Here is a 17,151-nt window from a genome sequence, read left to right as displayed (position 1 = left end):
CATGACAGTTCTTCCGACCGCCGACCAGCTCGCCGATGCGCGTGCGGCTCGCGTCGCCATCCGGTCCGGGCGCTCCGAGCCGACCAGCGGGGTCGCGGTCGGACTGACACAGGCGAACCTCATCTCCGTGCCCGCGGACTGGGCCTTCGAGACCCTGCTCTTCGCACAGCGCAACCCGAAGCCGTGCCCGGTGCTCGAGGTCATCGAGCAGGGCGTGGTCGAGTCACGGCTCGCGCCGGGCAGCGACATCCGCACGGACATCGGTCGGTACCGCATCTGGCGCGACGGCGAACTGGCCGAAGAGGTCACCGACGCGACGGCAGCCTGGGCGGATCATCCGGACCTCGTGTCGTTCCTCATCGGATGCAGCTTCACATTCGAATCCGGACTCGTGCAGGCGGGCATCCCGATCCGTCATCAGGAGCTCGGGCGCAACGTGCCGATGTACCGCACTGCGGTGCCCTGTGCGCCGGCGGGTCGCCTGAGCGGCGAGATGGTCGTGTCGATGCGTCCGATCGCCGCGGATCGAGTGGCGGATGCCGTGCAGATCTCGGGCCGAACGCCCGCCGTGCACGGTGCTCCGGTGCACATCGGCGACCCCGCATCGCTCGGAATCCTCGACCTGGCCCGGCCCGACTTCGGAGACGCCCCTGAGATGCGCGACGGCGAAGTGCCGGTGTTCTGGGCCTGCGGCGTCACCCCGCAGGCCGCGATCATGGCCTCGAAGCCGCCGTTCGCGATCACGCACGCGCCGGGTTACATGTTCATCACCGACGTGCCGGATGCGGAGTACCTCGTCTGATGCGCATCCTCACGGCATCCGATCACGCGCTTCTCGTCGAGGCGGCCGACCTCGATGAGGCCATGCGTCTGAACCTCGCCTGGGACGGCGTGCGTGGCGTCGTCGAGCGCATCCCCGGCGCTCGCACCGTGCTCGTCCGCTTCGATCCGCTCGTCATCTCTGCCGCCGACCTGGCCGACGTGCTCGCGGCGACCGAGATCGACACCGCCCATCTGCCCGCCACCGGAGAGGTCACGGTGCCGGTGCGGTACGACGGCGAGGACCTCGGCGAGGCGGCGTCGTTGCTGGGAGTGTCGGCGGCAGAGCTCGTGAACCGACACCTCGCCGCAGACTGGAAGGTCGCCTTCTCGGGCTTCGCTCCCGGTTTCGGCTACGTGGTGAGCAGCGATCCCCTGTTCGACGTGCCGCGCCGCTCGTCGCCCCGCACCCGAGTGCCTGCGGGATCGGTGGCGCTCGCCGGACAGTTCACCGGGGTCTACCCGCGCGAGAGTCCGGGCGGGTGGCAGCTCATCGGACGCACGGATGCGCTGATGTGGGACATCGATCGCGACCCGCCGGCTCTGCTGTCGCCGGGTACGACCGTGCGGTTCGAGCAGGTGCGTGAGCAGGTCGTGACGTCGGAGAACGCAGACGATCGCGTCGACGCGCGGCGTGTCACCGATCGACACGCGGCTGAAGGCGCGCCGGATCCGGGGCTTCCGAGGTCCGGCGCGATCGAGATCGTGCGCCCGTCGCTGCAGATGCTCGTGCAGGATGCCGGTCGCCCCGGCTTCGCGGCGCTCGGCGTCTCGGCGTCAGGAGCGGCCGATCGTCGTGCGATGCGCGACGCGAACCGTGCGGTGGGCAATGCCCCCGGGGCTGCCGTGCTCGAGAGCGTCGGGGGTGCGGTGCTGCGCTTCCGCGGTGCGGGGGTCGCCGCTGTCGCGGGTGCTGTCGGCTCTCTCGAACTGATCGATGCGGCGGGTGTGGCCCGTCGGATCGCCCACGGCGCGCCCTTCGCCACCGTGGACGGCGACGAGCTCACCCTCGGACACCCCACCAGCGGGCTGCGCTCCGTCATCGCCGTCCGCGGCGGTGTGGCCGTGGACGCGGCGCTGGACAGCCGCGCGAGCGACACCCTCGCCGGGCTCGGACCTGCGCCGCTGGCCGCGGGCGACGTGCTCCGTGTGGGCGACTCGGCACCGCACCCCGTCGAGCCCGACACCGTGCCGAGGTCGCTCCCTGCTGCCGGCGACCTCGTCGAGCTCGAGGTCACTCTCGGTCCGCGTGACGACTGGTTCACGGCCGCAGCCCTCGCGACCCTCACCCGCCAGGAGTGGACGGTCACGCCGCGCTCCGATCGGGTGGGCATCCGACTCGAGGGGCCCGAGCCCCTGGAGCGGTCGATCGGCGGAGAGCTGCCGAGCGAAGGGGCCGTGACCGGCGCCATCCAGGTGCCACCGGACGGTCAGCCCGTGCTGTTCCTGCCCGATCACCCTCTCACCGGCGGATACCCGATCATCGGTGCGCTCACCGATCGCAGCCTCGACCTCGCCGGCCAGCTGCCGCCCGGCGCGCGAGTTCGTTTCATCGTCAAGGAGACCTCATGACCAAGGTGTTGATCGCGAACCGCGGAGAGATCGCCGTGCGCGTCATCCGCGCCTGCGCCGAAGCCGGATACACGTCGATCGCGGTCTACGCCGACCAGGATGCCGACGCCCTGCACGTGCGACTCGCCGACGAGGCGCTGGGCCTGCGCGGAGACACGGCTGCCACCACCTATCTCTCCATCGATGCGCTGCTCGACGCGGCGCGGAAGAGCGGCGCGGATGCCGTGCACCCCGGCTACGGATTCCTGTCGGAGAGCGCGGAGTTCGCGCGAGCCGTCGAGGGCGCCGGTCTCGTCTGGATCGGACCCTCGCCCGACAGCATCGACGCGCTCGGCGACAAGATGACCGCGCGCCGGATCGCGCAGCGCGTCGGAGCGCCGTTGGCGGCCGGCACAGATCAGCCGCTGGCCGGCCCCGCAGAGGCCGTGGCGTTCGCCGAGGAGCACGGTCTGCCGATCGCCATCAAGGCGGCATTCGGCGGTGGCGGACGAGGCCTGAAGGTGGTGCGCGAGCTCTCCGAGGTCGCCGAGGCCTTCGACGCCGCGACCCGCGAGGCGATCGCCGCCTTCGGCCGCGGCGAGTGCTTCGTCGAGCGGTTCCTCGAGAGCCCGCGTCACATCGAGGTGCAGGTGCTCGGTGACGGGCTCGGCGGCATCGTGGTGGTGGGCGACCGAGACTGCTCGATGCAGCGACGCAACCAGAAGCTCATCGAGGAGGCGCCGGCGCCGGGGCTGTCGAGCGATCAGCGCGCGCGGTTCCACGATGCGGCCAGGGCGATCTGCGCAGAGGTGCAGTACCGCGGTGCGGGAACCGTCGAGTTCCTCCTCGCCGCCGACGGCACCATCTCGTTCCTCGAGGTCAACACCCGCCTCCAGGTGGAGCACCCTGTGACGGAAGAGGTCACGGGCACCGACCTGGTGCGCGAGCAGTTCCGCATCGCCTTCGGAGAGGGGATCTCATTCACCGAGACCCCGACGCCGACAGGGCACGCGATCGAGTTCCGCATCAACGCGGAAGACCCGGGACGCGGCTTCCTGCCGAGCCCGGGCCGCGTCGAATCCCTGCGGATACCGGGCGGACCCGGTGTGCGGTGGGACAGCGGCATCGAAGCGGGCGACGTCGTGCAGCCCGCGTTCGACTCGATGATCGCGAAGCTCATCGTGCACGCCGACACCCGTGATGCGGCACTCGTGCGCGCGCGACGGGCGCTGCGCGAACTCGGGATCGAGGGTCCGGCGACGGTCATCCCGTTCGACCTGCTCGCGCTCGACGACGAGGCCTTCGCCACCGAGACCTTCGCGGTGCACACGCAGTGGATCGAGCGCACGTTGCTGCCGCGCCTCGAGCCGCAGCTGCGGCCGGCACCCGCTTCGGATGCCGCTCTTCAGCGCTTCCCCGTCGAGATCGACGGACGCCGCGTCGTGCTCGGGCTGCCGGTCGGTCTGCTCGCAGGTCTCGGCGGTCTGGGCGGTCCGGCGGATGCCGGGTCCGCGCCGGCGGCATCCGATCCCACCGAGCTGCGCTCGCCGGCACCGGGCACGCTCGTGCGCTGGCTCGCCGACGACGGCACTCACGTCGAGGAGGGCGATCCTGTCGCCGTGCTCGACGCGATGAAGATGGAGACCACGGTCGCGGCGCACCGCACCGGCGTCCTGGCGCACCGGGCAGAGCTCTCTACGTCGATCGTGCCGGACGGGGTCCTCGCCGTCATCGCCTGAGCCCCGCGCGGCACTGAACGCGAAGATCCCGGATGCCGCAGCATCCGGGATCTTCGCGTTCAGTGAGTGGTGCGTGACTATGCGGGGTCGCCGCCCAGCGGGCCGACGCCCTCGAGCGGCCTCGGGTCATCGGCGCCGGTCTTGCGTGCACGGGCGATCGCGTTGCCCACGTGATAGATCAGCAGTGCCGCGACCGTGCCGAGCACGATGCCGCCGAACGCGAAGTCACCGAGCTGCATCGAGAATCCGGCGATGCCGATCACGAGCGACACGGCGGCCGTGTACTGGTTCACCGGACGCGAGAAGTCGACCCTGCTGTCGACCCAGATCTTGATGCCGATGATGCCGATCAGACCGTAGAGCGCGGTCGTCGCACCGCCGAGCACGCCGGCGGGGATCGAGTTGAACACCTCGCCGACCTTGGGCGAGAACGCCAGCAGGATCGCGAAGAGCCCGGCGACCCAGTAGACGGCGGTCGAGTATACGCGGGTCGCGGCCATGACGCCGATGTTCTCACCGTAGGTCGTGGTGCCGGAACCGCCGAAGCCGCCGGCGATGGTCGTGGCGACGCCGTCGGCGATCAGGGCACGACCCGTGTGCTTGTTGATGGCGGGGTCCTCGGTCATCGTCGCGACGCCGCGCACATGGCCGACGTTCTCGGCGACGAGCACCAGCACGACCGGGAGGAACATCGCGATGGTCGACCAGGTGCCGGGGGCGATGAAGTCGGGAAGCTGGAACTCGGGCAGGCCGACCCAGGGCGCGTCGGCGATGAGCTCGGCGGGCGTCTTGCCGCCGCGCAGCGCGTTGGGCACCTCGAAGGACCCCGTGAAAGCGGCGTAGATGAAGCCCACCGCGACACCGAGGAAGATCGAGATGCGTCCGAGGAACCCGCGGAACAACACCGCGAACAGGATGATCGCGACGAGCGTGATGGTCGCGGTCACGGGGTCGAGCTGGAAATTGTTCCACGCGGTCGGGGCGAGGTTGAAGCCGATCAGGGCGACGATCGCTCCGGCGACCACCGGCGGCATGAGCGCGTCGACCCAGCGGAGCCCGGCGAACTGCACGACCAGGCCGACGACGGTCAGCAGGATGCCGACCGCGACCACGCCCGCGAGTGCCGAGCCCGTGCCGCCGGCGGCGACCGCGGCGGTGATCGGCGCGATGAAGGCGAACGACGAACCGAGGTAGCTGGGCAGCTGGTTCTTCGTGATCAGCAGGAAGATCAGCGTGCCGAGACCGCTGAAGAGCAGCGTCGTCGAGACGGGGAAGCCGGTCAGCGTCGGCACGAGGAACGTGGCGCCGAACATCGCGACGACGTGCTGGGCGCCGATCGCGATCGTGGCCGGCCAGTTCAGACGCTCTTCGGGCTTGACGACGGCGCCGGGCTCGACAGTGCGGCCGTTTCCGTGGGTCTTCCACAGGGGCATGCGGGCTCCTCAGGATCGGGGGAGGGGGAGTGCTGGAGCAACACTACCGATTCCTGAATGTTCCCTGGGTGCCGTGGAGCGCTTCCTCGGGAGGACTTCTGCGCCTGGGGAGGAGAATTCTCGAGGATCTGTCCTCCCCAGGCGCAGTTCTCCTCCCGGAAGCGTTCGGAAGCGTTCGGAAGCGTCCGGAGGCGTTGGGGAAGCGTTCGGAAGCGTGGGGGAGCGAGGGGTCAGGCCCCGAGGCGCTCGATCAGCTCGCGGTAGCGGGCTGCGGTGCGCTCGACGATGTCTTCGGGCAGAGCGGGCGGCTCACCCTGCTTGTCCCAGTTCGAGGCCAGCCAATCGCGCACGATCTGCTTGTCGAAACTCGCCATGCGTTCGCTCGGGGTCGAACCGGTGCGCCAGGCCTCGGCATCCCAGTACCGCGACGAATCGCTCGTGAGCACCTCGTCGGCCAGGTGCAGGGAGCCGTCGGCATCGGTGCCGAACTCGAACTTGGTGTCGGCGAGGATCAGGCCCTTCTCCTCGGCGATCGCGGCCGCACGGGTGTAGAGCGAGAGCGAGACGTCGCGCAGCTCGGCCGCCCGCTCGGCGCCGACGAGCTCGACGGTCTGCTCGAAGGTGATGTTCTCGTCGTGCTCGCCCATCGGCGCCTTGTAGGCCGGGGTGAACAGCGGTTCGGGAAGCCGGTCGCCGTTCTGCAGGCCGGCAGGCAGCGGGATGCCGCACACGGTGCCGCTCTCGGTGTACTCGGCCCAGCCGGATCCGGTGATGTAGCCGCGCACGACGCACTCGACGGGCAGCATCTCGAGTGACTGCGCGAGCATGGCGCGGTCTGCGACGCTTGCGGGGATCTCGCCCTCGGCGAGGTGGTTCGGAACATCGCTGAGCTGGCTGAACCACCAGCGGCTGAGACGCGTGAGCAGTGCTCCCTTCTGGGGGATGCCCGGCGACAGCACGAAGTCGAAGGCGCTCACGCGGTCGGAGGCGACCACGAGGATGCGGGTGTCGGCCGCGTCATCCGAGGCGTAAAGGTCGCGGACCTTGCCCGAGTAGATGTGGCGCCAGCCGGGGATGGTCTGTGCGTTGCTGTCCGAAGGTGTGCTCACCCGCCCATTATCCCGGTAGACGTCGCCGGTGTCGTGTCAAGGGCTGGTAGAGCGGGAGAGCTCGGCATCCGCCTTGTCGAGCGGTCTGAAAGAGCGTATAGTCCACGTGGACTATTTGAGGTGGAGCACGTGTCGAAGCAACCTTCGGAGCGACTGACCCCGATGGGGGTGATGATCCTCGCGCTGCTGCGCGAGGGCGACATGCATCCCTACGAGATGGTGCGCCTGATGCGCGCTCGCCGCGATGAGCGGCTGCTCGCCGTCACGAACGGGACGCTGTATCACACGGTCGCCCGGCTCCAACGGGCCGGGCTCATCGACGAGGTGGGCATCGACCGAGAGGGCAATCGACCCGAGCGCACCACCTACACGCTCACGGATGCCGGAACAGACGCCCTGGTCGACTGGCTGCGTCGCGAGCTGTCGATCATCGAGCGCCCGGCCGAGTTCCGCATCGCGCTCGCCGAGGCGCACAACCTCGAGCGCCCCGACGTCATCGAGTGTCTCCGCTCGCGACGTGAGGCCCTCGCCGAAGGCCACGCGCTGCACCGTGACGGACTGATCGGCGCTCGTCGAACGGGCGCGCCCGAGCAGGTGCTCGTCGAGTTCGAGCGCCAGGAGGTGCTGCTCGACGCCGAGCTGCACTGGCTCGACTCGCTCCTCGATCGTCTCGAGGCCGAGGCGTTCCCCTGGGGGCCCACGGCTTTCGAGAACACCGACCGCTACCTCGCTCAGCGAAAGGCTGCACAGCTATGACCGATTCCCCCTCGACCGGAGGCCGGCCCACGGCATCCGCGTCATCCGGTCCCTCGACCGGCACCTTCGCCGCAGGGCACCGACCCGCGAGCCCCTGGCCCGCGCTCTGGGCGCTCGTGATCGGCTTCTTCATGATCCTCGTCGACACGACGATCGTCTCGGTCGCGAACCCCGCGATCAAGGCCGCCCTCGATCCGACCACCAACAACCTCGACAACGTCGTGTGGGTCACCAGCGCCTATCTGCTGGCGTATGCGGTGCCGCTGCTGATCACCGGACGCCTCGGCGACCGCTTCGGCCCGAAGAACATCTACCTCATCGGCCTCGCCATCTTCACTCTCGCGTCGCTCTGGTGCGGGCTGTCGAACTCGCTCGAGATGCTGATCGCCGCTCGTGCGGTGCAGGGGCTCGGCGCCGCCTTCATGACGCCGCAGACGATGGCCGTGATCACCCGAACCTTCCCACCCGAGCGCCGCGGCGCCGCCATGGGGCTGTGGGGTGCGACGGCCGGCGTCGCGACGCTGGTGGGACCGCTCGTCGGCGGCCTGCTCGTCGACGGCTTCGGCTGGGAGTGGATCTTCTTCGTCAACATCCCCGTCGGGGTCGTCGCCTTCGTGCTCGCCTGGAGACTCGTGCCGAAGCTGCAGACCAGCGCCCACCGCTTCGACGTCCTGGGCGTCGTCCTCAGCGCGGTGGCGCTGTTCCTCATCGTCTTCGGACTTCAGGAGGGCGAGAAGTTCGACTGGGGCGTCATCTGGGGACCGATCTCGGTGTGGAGCATCATCATCGCCGGCCTCGTCGTGCTCGCCCTCTTCATCGTGCAGCAGGCGCGCACGCGCAGCGAGGCTCTGGTGCCTCTCGCGCTGTTCCGCGACCGCAACTTCTCGGGGGCGAACGTGGCGATCGCCGCGGTCGGCTTCACCGTGACGAGCATGTCGCTGCCGATGATGTTCTTCCTGCAGACGGCGCGAGGACTCACCCCGACCCAGGCCGCTCTGCTGCTGATCCCCATGGCCGTGCTGTCTGGAGTGCTCGCCCCGTTCGCCGGCAAGCTGCTCGACCGCATCGACCCGCGGATCATCCTCATCCCGGGTCTGCTCTGCGTGGTGGTCGCGCTCGTCTGGTATTCGGCCCTGATCAACATGGACACCGAGATCTGGATGTTCCTGCTGCCCTCGGCGCTGATGGGCGTCGGCAACGCCGGCATGTGGGGACCGCTCGCCACCACCGCGACCCGCAAGCTGCCTCCCCGCCAGGCCGGAGCCGGCGCCGGCATCTACAACACGACGCGCACCATCGGATCGGTCATCGGCTCGGCATCGATCGCCGCGTTCATGCAGTCACGTCTCGAGGCCAACCTGCCGGGTCTCGCCGACGCTCCCGCGGGGGTCGAAGGCGGCGGATCACTCCCGCCGCAGGTCGCCGAGGGATTCGCCGCCGGCATGTCGCAGGCGATCCTGCTGCCGGCGTGCGTGATGGTCATAGCCCTCGTGGCGTCGCTCTTCCTCGGCCGCTACGACAAGGCGGACGCTGCGGCATCCGCCCCCGCAGAGGCGTCAGCTCCCGCGGCGTGACCCGCCCCGGACGACGAGTCGGGTCTTCCGCACGGTCGTGCGGATGGCCCGGCTCTCGGGTTTGCCCCCGGGAACCTCGATGTGATGTCATCGGGCGATGACGATCGAGCTCACGAGGCCCACCACCGACCTGTTCGACTCCTGGGCGGCCGCCGTCGCCGAATTCGGTGACGGGCACGTCGACGGATCGGGTCTGCAGGCCCCGGTCACCCCGGATCGTGCGACGCTCGCTGCCCTGATCGAGAAGTCGACGATGCTCGCCGACACCGCGGCCGATCTGCCCGAGGATGCCGTGCACAACGATCTGTACTGGATCGTCGACGACGGCGAGGTCGTCGGGTTCCTGTCGTTCCGGCATGAGCTCAACGAGTGGCTCCGTGAGGCGGGCGGACACATCGGGTATTCGGTCCGCGAGTCGCGACGTCGTCAGGGCTACGCCTCAGCGGCGCTGCGTCTCGGTCTGGAGCGGGCACGCGAGATCGGTCTGGAGCGGGTGCTCGTCACGTGCGACGACGACAACGTCGGCTCCTACCGCACGATCGAGGGTGCCGGAGGTGTGCTGCAGGACGTCAGCGACCAGTCTGCGCGTGGTCACGCCATGCTCCGCCGGTACTGGATCACCCTCTAGCCGCGCTGCCGGGCGCTCGGGGCTACTCCGCGACGCGGGCGGCGATGTCGGTGCGGAAGTGCGAGCCGTCGAGCGTGATGCGGCCGATGGCCTCGTATGCCCGGTCACGCGCGGTGCGGAAGTCGGAGGCCACGGCGACGACGTTGAGCACGCGACCGCCGGTCGCGATCAGCGAGCCTCCGGGCGCATCGGGGCTGGCGGTCGCAGCGTGCACGAGACGCACGCCCTCGACGGCTTCCGCATCGGCGAGGCCCTCGATCGGGCGGCCGGTCTGCGGAGCCTCGGGGTAGCCCTCGCTGGCGAGGACGACCGTGATGGCGACGTCATCGCTGAAGACCGGCTCCGGCTGGTCTTCGAGAGTGCCGGATGCCGCGGCGAACAGCAGCTCCGACAGTGGCGTCACGAGGCGAGGCAGCACGATCTGGGTCTCGGGGTCGCCGAAGCGCGCGTTGAACTCGATCACGCGCACGCCGGCGGGAGTCAGGATGAGGCCCGCGTAGAGGAGGCCGATGAACGGGGTGCCCTCTTCGTCGAGCTGACGGATCACGGGCAGTGCGACGTCACGCGTGACCTCTTCGACGAAGGCCTGCTCGCTGCCGAACTGATCGGCGAGCCACGGCAGCGGAGAGTAGGCGCCCATGCCGCCCGTGTTGGGGCCTTCGTCGCCGTCGAGCGCGCGCTTGAAGTCCTGGGCAGGGCTGAGCGCGCGCACGGTGTCGCCGTCGCTCAGGAAGAACAGCGAGACCTCGGGGCCGGAGAGGAACTCCTCGATGAGCACGGGGCCCGACGGCAGGTAGTGCTCGGCGTGCGCGAGCGCCTCGGCGCGATCCGAGGTCACGATGACGCCCTTGCCCGCGGCGAGCCCATCGGCCTTGACCACGTGCGGGGCACCGAGGTCGTCGAACGCGGCCTCGACCTCGGCGGTGGTGGTGGCGCGCACCGCTCGTCCGGTCGGCACGCCGGCGGCATCCATGATGCGCTTCGCGAACGACTTCGACCCTTCGAGCTGAGCCGCCGCCCTGCCGGGGCCGAACACGGGGATGCCGTGCGCGCGCAGCACGTCGGCGACACCCACGACCAACGGGGCCTCGGGTCCGACGACCACGAGGTCGACGGCGTGCTCGTTCGCGAACGAGGTCACTGCGGCGCCGTCGAGCATGTCGAGCGCGACCGGCGTCGCGTCCTGCGCGATTCCGGCGTTGCCGGGGGCGACGACGATCTCGTGCTCCGCGGTCTCTGCTCGCAGAGCGAGGATGATCGCGTGCTCACGGGCACCGGAACCGAGGACGAGAATCTTCACCCGTCCAGACTACCGAGGCGGGCGCGAGGGTGTCGGCTGGTTGCGCCTCAGAGCGTGACGGGGCGCTCCGCCGAGGCGTCCCACGGCACGGTCCAGCCGGCGGCGTCGAACAGCGCATCGAGCACCATCGCCGTGAAGCCCCACACGATCGTGCCGTCGACATCGAACGCCGGCCCCTTCCAGGTGCGACCCATTCGGTGGATCGTCGACGTGAATCGGGTCGCGGGGTCGAGCAGCTGCGCCACGGGCACACGGAATACGTCGACCGTCTCGGCGTGATCCACGGCCGCCACACGCGACGGCGAACGCCACCAGCCGAGCACGGGGGTGACCATGTGGTTGCTCGCGGCGAGCGGGATCTCGGAGAGGGTGGCGAGGATCTCGACGCCCGCGGGGTCGAGGCCCGTCTCCTCTTCGGCCTCGCGCAGGGCGGTGGCGACGGCATCCGCATCCGCCTCTTCGGCGCGACCGCCCGGGAATGACACCTGTCCGGGGTGCGACGACAGGGTCGCCGCTCGGCGCTGCAGCAGCACGTCGAGGTCGGCGGCCATGATCGCGGCGTCGGTCTGCGCCGGGATGCTGTCGAGCTTTCCGAACAGCACGAGCACGGATGCCGGATGCGCGTCGTCGTCGACCGGAGGCAGGGGCCTCGTCCAGCCCTCGCTGCGCTGCGCCGCGGCGAGCAGCTGGGCTCTCGCGCCGTGCAGGGTGTCGGGATTCTGGCTCATCGCCTCGAGCCTATGCCTGCTCTGACCGCCCGGGGCGGAAGCCGACGTGCGAAGCGCACGCGCCCGCAGCGGGGAACAGGCTCGGCGTACCCTGTTCCCATGCCCTCCAGGAAGATCGACATCATCGACGGCCGTGCGGCGCTCGATGCGGTGCGCCGGGCGGATGCGGCCGGAGAGAAGCCGCAGCGCACCGATCTCGCGACGGTCGTGCGCTACCTGCTGCAGCTGCTCGACGAGAAGGCTCCGGGCAACAGCGTCGAGGTGCGGGTGCCGCCGTTCGGTGCCGTGCAGGTGATCCAGGGCCCTCGGCATACGCGCGGCACTCCGCCGAACGTCGTCGAGATGGACCCCGCGACCTGGATCGCCGTCGCCACGGGCACGGAGCACTGGTCGGATGCCGCCGCCTCCGGTCGGGTCAGCGCCTCAGGCACCCGTGCCGATCTGTCTGACGTCCTGCCGCTGCGCCCCTGACCGGGAGGAGGCGCCGGCGGAGGTCGCGCTGCGGCGACGCCGAGAAGCGCGCGAGACCGGCACCCCACCCACAGGCAACGGTGGGAGAATGGATGCATGTCCTCCCACGATTCCCCCCAGACGGTCGAGGCGACCGTCCGCCGCGTGCCGCGCTTCGGCGTGTTCATGGGCATCGGCGTCGTGCTCGGCATCATCGCCGCCGGCATCCTGACGATGATGGGCAGCTACGAGCCCTCTGAAGCGGCAGGCGTCGTGTATCCGCCCGGACAGGTGTTCGGATTCCTGCTGCTGTGGACCGTCCCGATCGGCTTCGCACTCGCGAGCGTCGTCGCGCTGATCCTCGAGCGCCTCGCCCGCCGCCACGATCACGTCGTCACGGTAGAGCACGAGACCATCATCGAGAACGACTGACCCGGTAGACGCGCAGCGGGCCCGTCAGGCCAGCTCTGCGATGATCGGCCGGATCGCCGCGTCGAACGAGACCACGTCGCGCCGCAGTCCGTCGGTCACTGCGACCGTGAGGGCGCCGATCCACCAGATCCCCCGCTGCGAGAGCGGCAGCACCTGCACGTTGAGCTCGAAGGAATGCGCCCGCCGCCCGATCTCGCGCTCGAATTCGGCGATCGCACTCGCATAGGCGCGGTACGCCTCGCCGCCGATGCTGCCGTTGCCCGACCGGCTCGCCATCGAACTGCGGATCGACGCGACGTACCGATCGTGCGCGACGCGGGCGAAGTGCATCGCCGACTCGGCGTGCGGCACGATCGCCGCGGCGAGCTGCTCGGCACCGGTCGCCGGCAGGGCCACGAGGGTGTCGAAGCCCTCGACGAGCTCGAGCGGCACGCCGGAGGGGTGCGCTCGGGGCTCGACCGTCATGTCCCAGTAGTCGCGCCACTGCTTCTCGAGCTCGGGCGTCACCTCGACGGCATCCGGTGCTCTGACCGGTAGATCGCGCAGGCTCGGAAGGTCTTCGGGAGCCCGGATGCCGAGCGATTGTCGCACTGCGAGCGCGACGAGCACCGGAACGCTCGCGTCTTCGCGGATCAACCACTGCGGCTTGTCGGCCATGGCCCCATCGTAGGAGATCGAGGGCGGGGAGAGGAGGGGCCCGCGGGCGGTAGGCTGGAGGGGTGGCTGCCTCCCCCACCAATCCCTATTCCGAAGCCGGCGTCGATACCGCTGCAGGCGATCTCGCCGTCGAGCTGATGAAATCTTCCGTGCGCGCTACGCACGGCCCTGAAGTGCTCGGCGGTGTCGGCGGATTCGCCGGGCTGTTCGACGCGAGCGCGCTGCGCGACTTCCGTCGCCCGCTGCTCGCGACCAGCACAGACGGCGTCGGCACGAAGGTCGCCATCGCGCAGGCCATCGACAAGCACGACACGATCGGCCAGGACCTCGTCGGCATGGTCGTCGACGACATCGTCGTGGTGGGCGCCAAGCCGCTCTTCATGACGGACTACATCGCCTGCGGCAAGGTCTTCCCGCAGCGCATCGCCGACATCGTGCGCGGCATCGCCGAGGCGTGCACCGCCACCGGCACCGCACTCATCGGCGGCGAGACCGCCGAGCATCCCGGGCTCCTCGGACCGCGCGACTATGACGTGGCAGGAGCTGCGACCGGAGTCGTCGAGGCCGACGGAATCCTCGGGGCCGATCGCGTGCAGGACGGAGACGTCGTGCTCGCCGTGGAGTCCAGCGGGCTGCACTCCAACGGCTACTCGCTCGTGCGTCACATCGTCACGAACGCCGGAATCGGCTACGGCGACAACGCCGCTGACTTCGGCAGGACCTGGGGCGAGGCTCTTCTCGAGCCGACGCGCCTCTACACGCTTCCGCTGCTGCGTCTGATCGAGCAGCTCGGCGGCACGACAGGTGAGGGCGGAGTGCACTCGCTCAGCCACGTGACCGGCGGCGGCATCGCGGCGAACCTCGCCCGTGTGCTCCCGCAGGGCAGCTGGGCCGAGGTCGACCGCAGCACGTGGTCGCCGAGCCCGGTCTTCCGCGTGCTCAGCGATATCGCCGGGTCCACGCTGGAATCGGCCGAGGGCACCTGGAACCTCGGCATCGGATTCCTCGCGATCATCGCGGCCGACAAGAAGGATGCCGCCATCGCGGCGCTCGCGGCAGACGGCATGGCCGCGTGGCAGGTCGGAACCGTGGGCTTCGGCGCGCGTCCGGCAGGAGAGTTCGAACAGGGCGCCAAGGGCGTCGACGGTGGAGCGGTGCGCCTGGTCGGCGCCTATGCGGACGGAGCGAAGTAAGAGTCCATGTGCGGCATCGTCGGAATGGTGGGCTCTGCCCCGGTCAATCAGGACATCTACGACGCACTCCTGCTGCTGCAGCACCGCGGCCAGGATGCGACGGGCATCGCGACCGCTGAGGCGAACGGCGTGATGCACAATGCCAAGGCACAGGGCATGGTGCGCGAGGCGTTCCGCACCCGTGACATGCGCGGACTGCTCGGCAACGTCGGACTCGGTCACGTGCGCTACGCCACGAAGGGCACGGCGTCGAACGAAGAGGAGATGCAGCCGTTCTACGTGAACGCGCCGTACGGCATCATCCTCATCCACAACGGCAACCTGACGAACACGCGTGAGCTCACGGCCGACATGGCCCAGCGCGACCGCCGTCACCTCAACTCCTCGAGCGACACCGAGCTGCTGCTCAACGTGCTCGCCGGCGAGCTGCAGAACACGACCTCGACGGTCGACCTCGACGCCGAGCGGGTCTTCGAGGCCGTCGAGCGCACTCATGAGCGCATCGAGGGAGCATACGCCGTCATCGCGGTCATCGCCGGCTACGGTCTGCTCGCATTCCGCGACCCCTTCGGCATCCGCCCCCTCATCCTCGGGCGTCGTCCCTCGACGGTTCCCGGCGCAGAGGGCCGGGACGAGTGGGTCGTCGCGAGCGAGTCGCTGGTGCTCGAGAACGCCGACTACGAGGTGGTCCGCGAGGTCGAACCCGGCGAGGCCATCTTCATCACGAACGAGGGCGAACTGCACAGCAGGCAGTGCGCGAAGGACGCGACGCTCGCGCCGTGCGCGTTCGAGTACGTCTATCTGGCTCGACCCGACTCGGTCATGAACGGCGTCTCGGTCTACGAGTCCCGCCTGCGCATGGGCGACAAGCTGGCCGACACGATCGCGAAGCACGTGCCGATGGACAAGATCGACGTCGTCATGCCGATCCCCGACTCGTCTCGGCCCGCAGCCATGGAGGTCGCCCGCAAGCTGGGCATCGAGTACCGCGAGGGCTTCTACAAGAACCGCTACGTCGGGCGCACCTTCATCATGCCCGGCCAGGCCGTGCGCAAGAAGAGCGTGCGTCAGAAGCTGAATGCGATGTCGACCGAGTTCCAGGGCAAGAACGTGCTGCTGATCGACGACTCGATCGTGCGGGGCACGACGTCGAAGGAGATCATCCAGATGGCCCGTGACGCCGGTGCCACCTCGGTGACGTTCGCGTCCGCAGCGCCGCCCGTGCGATACCCGCACGTCTACGGCATCAACATGCCGTCGCGCCACGAGCTCATCGCCCATGGTCGGACGATCCCCGAGATCGCCGCCGTGCTGGGCTGCGATCACCTGGTCTACCAGGAGGTCGAGGACCTCAAGTCCGCGATCACCGAGGGCTCCGTGCTGAGCGATCTCGACATGAGCTGCTTCGACGGCCGATATGTCACCGGCACGGTCTCCGACGAGTACCTCGCGTGGGTGGAGGGGTCGCAGACCTCGTGACCGCAGGTGCGCAGCCGCTCTGGCGCGGACGTGCGCTCGCCCTGATCGGCATCGTGCTGGTCGCCTTCTCGTTGCGCTCGGCCGTGGCATCCCTGTCGCCCGTGCTCGATCACGTCGCCGAGGACTTCGCGGTGTCCTCGGTCGTCGTCGGTCTGATCGGCGCGGCGCCGCCGGTGTGCTTCGCCGTCTTCGGTCTGCTGACCCCGCTGTTCGAGCGCCGCTTCGGACTCGAGCGCGTGGCGGTGGTCGCGATCGGTCTGATCGCCGCAGGTCTGCTGCTGCGAGGCCTCGCGGTCGACTCGACATCGCTGCTCGCCGCGACTGCCGTGGTCTTCGCCGGTGTCGGATCGGGCAATGTGCTGCTGCCGCCCCTGGTGAAGAAGTACTTCCCGGATCGACTCGGTCTGATGATGACCGTGTACTCGACCACCATGGCGGTGTCGACGTTCGTGCCGCCGCTGGTCGCCGTGCCCGTCGCCGATTCGGCGGGGTGGCGGGTCTCACTGGGCCTGTGGGGTGTGTTCGCCGCGATCGCGCTGGTGCCGTGGGTGGCGATGCTGGTCACGAGTCGAGCGGACGCCGTCGCGGCAGCTCCGCGGAGCGCTTCCCCTGCCGAGATCAGTGCCGACGCGGATGCCGCCTCGATGGCGACCGGCCCGATCGCGACGACGCCCGCGAGCCCCCGCGTCTTCGGGCGGCTCTGGCGGCTGCCCATGGCCTGGTCGATCGCTCTCGTGTTCGCGGCTTCCTCGACGATCGCCTATGTGTCCTTCGCCTGGCTGCCCACGATCATGATCGATGTGGGCGGGGTGTCGCCCGCCAACGCCGGGTTGCTGCTCTCGCTGTTCGGCCTGATGGGACTGCCGTGCTCGCTGCTCGTGCCGATCCTCATCGTGCGCTTCCAGGCGACCAGACCCGTGTTCTTCATCGCGATCGCCTTCGGGCTCATCGGCCTCGGCGGGATGCTGTTCCTCCCGACCGTCGGTCTGCCGCTGTGGGTAGCGTTCTTCGGACTCGCTGCCGCGCTGTTCCCGCTCGCGCTCGTCTTGCTCAGCATCCGCTCCCGCACACCCGAGAGCGCCGTCGCCCTCAGCGGATTCGTGCAGAGCATCGGCTACGCGGTCGCCGCGGTGTTCCCGTTGCTCATCGGCTTGCTGCACGACGCGACCGGAAGCTGGCTGATCCCGCTGTGGCTGCTCGTCGGCGTGCTGGTCGCCGTGATCCCCGCAGGGTGGATCGCCGGACGCCGTCGCACGATCGAAGAGGACTGGGAGCGCCGGCACGGCCGTTGGTGACTGCGGGC

Annotated in this window: 16 protein-coding genes; 11 read left to right on the top strand and 5 right to left on the bottom strand. The window is 69.6% G+C overall.

The window, feature by feature from the left end; all coding sequences use genetic code 11:
• The first annotated feature begins 1 nt into the window (after position 1).
• From QMA07_RS08100 to QMA07_RS08090, 3 genes are read left to right on the top strand one after another with little or no spacing between them, the layout of a single operon-like run.
• Positions 2-802: a putative hydro-lyase gene (locus tag QMA07_RS08100; protein ID WP_290161064.1), complete on the top strand. Its 801-nt coding sequence runs from the start codon at positions 2-4 to the stop codon at positions 800-802.
• The gene (locus tag QMA07_RS08095; protein ID WP_290161062.1) at positions 802-2,391 is read left to right on the top strand and encodes an urea amidolyase family protein; all 1,590 of its coding nucleotides are present in this window, start codon (positions 802-804) and stop codon (positions 2,389-2,391) included. Before QMA07_RS08100 ends, QMA07_RS08095 begins: the two co-directional genes overlap by 1 nt.
• Positions 2,388-4,109 (top strand): biotin carboxylase N-terminal domain-containing protein, encoded by a 1,722-nt coding sequence (locus tag QMA07_RS08090; protein WP_290161060.1) that lies wholly within the window; start codon positions 2,388-2,390, stop codon positions 4,107-4,109. The genes QMA07_RS08095 and QMA07_RS08090 overlap by 4 nt, the downstream gene beginning before the upstream one ends.
• A gap of 77 nt (positions 4,110-4,186) precedes the next feature.
• Here the strand turns inward: QMA07_RS08090 and QMA07_RS08085 are convergent, their stop codons facing one another.
• Positions 4,187-5,542, bottom strand: a complete 1,356-nt coding sequence (locus QMA07_RS08085) for a solute carrier family 23 protein (protein ID WP_290161059.1) — start codon at positions 5,540-5,542, stop codon at positions 4,187-4,189.
• Between the two features lie 230 nt (positions 5,543-5,772).
• On the bottom strand, positions 5,773-6,651 hold the full coding sequence (locus QMA07_RS08080; RefSeq protein ID WP_290161058.1) for a phosphoribosylaminoimidazolesuccinocarboxamide synthase: 879 nt from the start codon (positions 6,649-6,651) through the stop codon (positions 5,773-5,775).
• Between the two features lie 129 nt (positions 6,652-6,780).
• On the opposite strand from QMA07_RS08080, the gene QMA07_RS08075 reads away from it, so the two are divergent.
• From QMA07_RS08075 to QMA07_RS08065, 3 genes are all read left to right on the top strand, one after another.
• The gene (locus tag QMA07_RS08075; RefSeq protein WP_290161056.1) at positions 6,781-7,407 is read left to right on the top strand and encodes a PadR family transcriptional regulator; all 627 of its coding nucleotides are present in this window, start codon (positions 6,781-6,783) and stop codon (positions 7,405-7,407) included.
• Complete coding sequence (locus QMA07_RS08070; protein ID WP_290161055.1) at positions 7,404-8,981, top strand: DHA2 family efflux MFS transporter permease subunit; 1,578 nt, start codon at positions 7,404-7,406, stop codon at positions 8,979-8,981. The genes QMA07_RS08075 and QMA07_RS08070 overlap by 4 nt, the downstream gene beginning before the upstream one ends.
• 97 nt (positions 8,982-9,078) lie before the next feature.
• Positions 9,079-9,609, top strand: coding sequence for a GNAT family N-acetyltransferase (locus QMA07_RS08065; RefSeq protein WP_290161053.1), 531 nt, complete (start codon positions 9,079-9,081; stop codon positions 9,607-9,609).
• Between the two features lie 22 nt (positions 9,610-9,631).
• Here QMA07_RS08065 and purD read toward each other — a convergent pair whose 3' ends face one another.
• Both purD and QMA07_RS08055 read right to left on the bottom strand, forming a co-directional pair.
• Positions 9,632-10,909 (bottom strand): phosphoribosylamine--glycine ligase, encoded by a 1,278-nt coding sequence (gene purD / locus QMA07_RS08060; RefSeq protein WP_290161052.1) that lies wholly within the window; start codon positions 10,907-10,909, stop codon positions 9,632-9,634.
• 47 nt (positions 10,910-10,956) lie between these two features.
• On the bottom strand, positions 10,957-11,637 hold the full coding sequence (locus QMA07_RS08055; RefSeq protein WP_290161050.1) for a CoA pyrophosphatase: 681 nt from the start codon (positions 11,635-11,637) through the stop codon (positions 10,957-10,959).
• A 99-nt stretch (positions 11,638-11,736) separates the two neighbouring features.
• Between QMA07_RS08055 and QMA07_RS08050 the strand changes: the two genes are divergently transcribed.
• Positions 11,737-12,108, top strand: a complete 372-nt coding sequence (locus QMA07_RS08050; protein WP_290161049.1) for a sterol carrier family protein — start codon at positions 11,737-11,739, stop codon at positions 12,106-12,108.
• A 96-nt stretch (positions 12,109-12,204) separates the two neighbouring features.
• Positions 12,205-12,519, top strand: coding sequence for a potassium transporter Trk (locus tag QMA07_RS08045; protein ID WP_290161048.1), 315 nt, complete (start codon positions 12,205-12,207; stop codon positions 12,517-12,519).
• Positions 12,520-12,543: 24 nt separating this feature from the next.
• Here QMA07_RS08045 and QMA07_RS08040 read toward each other — a convergent pair whose 3' ends face one another.
• Positions 12,544-13,176, bottom strand: coding sequence for a zinc-binding alcohol dehydrogenase (locus tag QMA07_RS08040; protein WP_290161047.1), 633 nt, complete (start codon positions 13,174-13,176; stop codon positions 12,544-12,546).
• Positions 13,177-13,238: 62 nt separating this feature from the next.
• On the opposite strand from QMA07_RS08040, the gene purM reads away from it, so the two are divergent.
• From purM to QMA07_RS08025, 3 genes are read left to right on the top strand one after another with little or no spacing between them, the layout of a single operon-like run.
• Positions 13,239-14,369: a phosphoribosylformylglycinamidine cyclo-ligase gene (purM, locus tag QMA07_RS08035; RefSeq protein WP_290161046.1), complete on the top strand. Its 1,131-nt coding sequence runs from the start codon at positions 13,239-13,241 to the stop codon at positions 14,367-14,369.
• Positions 14,370-14,375: 6 nt separating this feature from the next.
• Positions 14,376-15,848, top strand: a complete 1,473-nt coding sequence (gene purF, locus QMA07_RS08030) for an amidophosphoribosyltransferase (RefSeq protein ID WP_290161045.1) — start codon at positions 14,376-14,378, stop codon at positions 15,846-15,848.
• The gene (locus QMA07_RS08025; protein WP_290161044.1) at positions 15,821-17,143 is read left to right on the top strand and encodes an MFS transporter; all 1,323 of its coding nucleotides are present in this window, start codon (positions 15,821-15,823) and stop codon (positions 17,141-17,143) included. The genes purF and QMA07_RS08025 overlap by 28 nt, the downstream gene beginning before the upstream one ends.
• The last annotated feature ends 8 nt before the right edge of the window (positions 17,144-17,151 follow it).

It is taken from the genome of Microbacterium sp. APC 3901 (assembly GCF_030407765.1).
Classification (GTDB): domain Bacteria; phylum Actinomycetota; class Actinomycetes; order Actinomycetales; family Microbacteriaceae; genus Microbacterium.
This window is presented reverse-complemented; position numbering and strand designations above follow the sequence as displayed.

Coding starts and splice junctions, on each gene's coding strand:
- QMA07_RS08070 (WP_290161055.1), top strand. CDS start 7,404: ATGACCGATTCCCCCTCGACCGGAGGCCGGCCCACGGCATCCGCGTCA.
- QMA07_RS08040 (WP_290161047.1), bottom strand. CDS start 13,176: ATGGCCGACAAGCCGCAGTGGTTGATCCGCGAAGACGCGAGCGTTCCG.
- QMA07_RS08085 (WP_290161059.1), bottom strand. CDS start 5,542: ATGCCCCTGTGGAAGACCCACGGAAACGGCCGCACTGTCGAGCCCGGC.
- purF (WP_290161045.1), top strand. CDS start 14,376: ATGTGCGGCATCGTCGGAATGGTGGGCTCTGCCCCGGTCAATCAGGAC.
- QMA07_RS08095 (WP_290161062.1), top strand. CDS start 802: ATGCGCATCCTCACGGCATCCGATCACGCGCTTCTCGTCGAGGCGGCC.
- QMA07_RS08045 (WP_290161048.1), top strand. CDS start 12,205: ATGTCCTCCCACGATTCCCCCCAGACGGTCGAGGCGACCGTCCGCCGC.
- QMA07_RS08090 (WP_290161060.1), top strand. CDS start 2,388: ATGACCAAGGTGTTGATCGCGAACCGCGGAGAGATCGCCGTGCGCGTC.
- QMA07_RS08100 (WP_290161064.1), top strand. CDS start 2: ATGACAGTTCTTCCGACCGCCGACCAGCTCGCCGATGCGCGTGCGGCT.
- QMA07_RS08050 (WP_290161049.1), top strand. CDS start 11,737: ATGCCCTCCAGGAAGATCGACATCATCGACGGCCGTGCGGCGCTCGAT.
- QMA07_RS08055 (WP_290161050.1), bottom strand. CDS start 11,637: ATGAGCCAGAATCCCGACACCCTGCACGGCGCGAGAGCCCAGCTGCTC.
- QMA07_RS08065 (WP_290161053.1), top strand. CDS start 9,079: ATGACGATCGAGCTCACGAGGCCCACCACCGACCTGTTCGACTCCTGG.